Origin of the sequence: Streptomyces sp. (genome assembly GCF_035563135.1) — a bacterium.
Taxonomy (GTDB): Bacteria; Actinomycetota; Actinomycetes; order Streptomycetales; family Streptomycetaceae; genus Streptomyces.
In genome coordinates this window covers 1-2915 of record NZ_DATMVN010000385.1, presented here as the reverse complement: position 1 = coordinate 2915, position 2915 = coordinate 1, and the positions used below count along the sequence as shown (strand labels likewise).

General features: G+C 72.6%; 3 protein-coding genes. 2 read left to right on the top strand and 1 reads right to left on the bottom strand.

Going from position 1 to position 2915, the window contains the following annotated elements:
- Window positions 1-628 (bottom strand): O-methyltransferase (locus VN520_RS16805; protein WP_325747732.1); only part of this gene is annotated, 628 nt, incomplete at its 3' end.
- A 177-nt stretch (window positions 629-805) separates the two neighbouring features.
- Here VN520_RS16805 and sigE point away from each other — a divergent pair.
- Window positions 806-1567: an RNA polymerase sigma factor SigE gene (gene sigE, locus VN520_RS16800; RefSeq protein ID WP_325747731.1), complete on the top strand. Its 762-nt coding sequence runs from the start codon at window positions 806-808 to the stop codon at window positions 1565-1567.
- Window positions 1564-2526: a zf-HC2 domain-containing protein gene (locus tag VN520_RS16795; RefSeq protein ID WP_325747730.1), complete on the top strand. Its 963-nt coding sequence runs from the start codon at window positions 1564-1566 to the stop codon at window positions 2524-2526. The genes sigE and VN520_RS16795 overlap by 4 nt, the downstream gene beginning before the upstream one ends.
- The last annotated feature ends 389 nt before the right edge of the window (window positions 2527-2915 follow it).

The following is a 2915-nucleotide window of genomic DNA, read 5'->3' as shown; positions in this document are numbered from 1 at the left end:
CCGGAAGCAGCGTCGCCATGAGTTCCTGGCTCTCGCGCACGGCCCGCAGGAGTTCGCGCAGGCGCAGCACCTCCGCGGGCTGTGCGGCCGAGTCGATCGTGCGGCCGTCCGCGAAGACGCCCTCGAAACAGACCAGTCCGCCCGGTCGCAGCAGGCGCAACGATTCAGCGAGGCAGTCCAGGCTCTCGAGCCGGTCGCCGTCGCAGAAGACGAGGTCGTATCCGCCGTCCGCGAGCCGTGGCAGGACGTCGAGGGCGCGCCCCGGGATGAAGCGGGCCCGGTTCGTGGCGAAGCCCGCGGCGCGGAAGGCCTCACGGGCGAACTGCTGGCGCTCGGGCTCCGGGTCGACCGTGGTCAGGACGCCGTCCGGGCGCATGCCCTGCAGCAGATAGATGCCGGACACGCCGGTTCCGGTGCCGATCTCGGCCACCGCTTTGGCGTCCGCGGTGGCAGCGAGCAGGCGCAGTGCCGCACCGGTGCCCGACGACACCGGGCGGAGCCCTGTCTCCTGTGCCCGGTCCCGGGCCCAGAGCAGAGCTTCTTCCTCGGCGACAAAGGCGTCGGCGAATGCCCAGCTCGTCTGCCGGTTGGCGGTAATGACCCTCTCCTGTCCCCGTAGTTGGCGCACCCGTGACTGTATCCGCTGGACCCGGGAACCCGCAGATGGGACCAGGCGTTAGGAAGAGACGGGGGTCAGCACACGGCCCGGGCTCTGCGGCCGGGTCCGGAATGTTCCCCTTGCGCCCGTGGACACGGGCGCACCAGCAGGTAAAAGGCTTATCCGGAGCTAACGGGCGAGGTGGCTATGGTAGGGGCTCCACTGGACACCACCAGAGCCGATAGGGGAGGTGCGGCTGAGCCTGTGGACCGGAGAGGTGCGCTGCGGCGCTTTCTCAGGTCGGCGGGTGAGCCGAAATCCGTGACCGAGACTGCTGACCGTTCTTCCAACGATTCCGCACCGACCGCGACCTTCGCCTCAGATGCGGATTCCCAGGCGTGGACCCCGCCCTCATGGGAAGAGATCGTCAGCACGCACAGCGCCCGCGTGTACCGCCTCGCCTACCGGCTGACGGGTAACCAGCACGACGCCGAGGACCTCACCCAGGAAGTCTTCGTCCGCGTCTTCCGGTCGCTGTCGACCTACACGCCCGGCACCTTCGAGGGCTGGCTGCACAGGATCACGACGAATCTCTTCCTGGACATGGTCCGCCGCAAGCAGCGGATCCGTTTCGACTCCCTCGGCGACGACGCGGCCGAGCGGCTGCCGAGCCGTGAGCCCTCCCCGCAGCAGGTCTTCAACGACACGCACTTCGACGCGGACGTGCAGCAGGCGCTGGACACCCTCGCGCCCGAATTCCGTGCGGCGGTCGTGCTCTGCGACATCGAGGGCCTGTCCTACGAGGAGATCGCCGCCACGCTCGGCGTCAAGCTCGGGACGGTGCGCAGCCGCATCCACCGCGGCCGCTCGCACCTGCGCAAGGCGCTCCGGCACCGTTCGCCCGAGGCCCGTGCCGAGCAGCGTTCCCTGGCGGGCGCGGTCCTGGCGGGGGAGGGCGGTACGGCGTGAGCGGCACAGGTCCGACCCCCGCGGATCAGCATCTGGGGGACCGGCTCGCCGCGCTCGTCGACGGTGAGCTCAAACACGATGCCCGGGAGCGGGTCCTGGCCCATCTGGCGACCTGCGCCAGGTGCAAGGCCGAGGCCGACTCCCAGCGGCGGCTGAAGAGCGCCTTCGCCTCCTCTGCCACCCCTTCACCCTCCGAGGGGTTCCTCGCCCGCCTGCAAGGCCTCCCCGGGGGCTCCGGTGACGGAGCGGACGGCCCGGGTGACGGCTCGAACGGCGGCCGGCGCTTCGGGGACGGAATCTTCCCCTTGACGCAGCCAGGCTCACCCGCCGGACCGGGGCGCCCACCGCTGGACGGCTTCGGATATCTCCCCACCGCCCACGGCTCGACCGCCGTGCTGCCGGGCGGCTCGCCCGGTTCCGGCTTCCGTATCCACGGTGTGGGCCGTGAAGCCGACCGGTCGCCCTGGCGTGCCCGGCGCTTCGCTTTCGTCGCGGCCAGCGCGGTATCGCTCGCGGCCATCGCCCTGGGAGGTTCCCTCCCGCTCGACTACGGCCCCGAGGCGCCCCTCAGCGCCGAAGGCGCGGGCAGCAGCCCGACTCCGCTCGACGTGAAGGACCGGTCCGGCGGTGCCGCCTCCGCGGCCGGCCGCGGGAGCGGCGGCGTCCTCGCCGTCGGAGAGGGGCAGGCGGGCCGGCCGAGCGCCGCGCCGTACACGTCCGGCCGGCTCGCGCCGGCCTCCGCGCCCTCGCTGCTGAGCACCTCGGCGATCACCGGGGGCACGTTCACCTTCCCGGTGCTGAACGTGACCGTACCGCCGCTGATACGCCCGACCGACGCAGGCCCGCTGTACTCGGCCGCGCTCGGCGGGGGAGCGGAGCCGACGCTGTCCGCACCGTCCGCGACGGCCTCCGCCCCGCCGCTGCACGACCGCGCGATGCCGCTTTCTCCTCTGCGCTGACCGGGACCCTGCGCGCGGATTCGTAAACCTGGTTGAATTCCGGGAGGGACGCCCCTGTGGGGCGTGCAAGGGCCAGTTGCGGGGAGAGCATGGACGACGGGAAGCCCAGCGGGCCGAAAACGAAGTGGTGGAGCCGCCCCTCCGCGGAACGGAACCGTACGGCCGGGCCGGAGGACTCCGCGACCGCTGCCGGTGAAGGCCCGGTGGACGACCCGCCGGGCGCGGAGGCGCCTGCGGGCGCCGGGGCGGGCACCGGTGGAGCCGCCGGGCCCACGGCTGGAGCGAGCAGGCCCATGACACCCGACGGTGATTTCACTCCCGCGCCGCCCGCCGGGCCGAAAACGCCCGAGCCGCCCGCCGCCGGGCCGCACGAAGTCGCGCCGCCCGCC

Excerpts from the sequence above, each read along its gene's own strand:
- sigE (WP_325747731.1), top strand. The coding sequence starts at position 806 with ATGGTAGGGGCTCCACTGGACACCACCAGAGCCGATAGGGGAGGTGCG.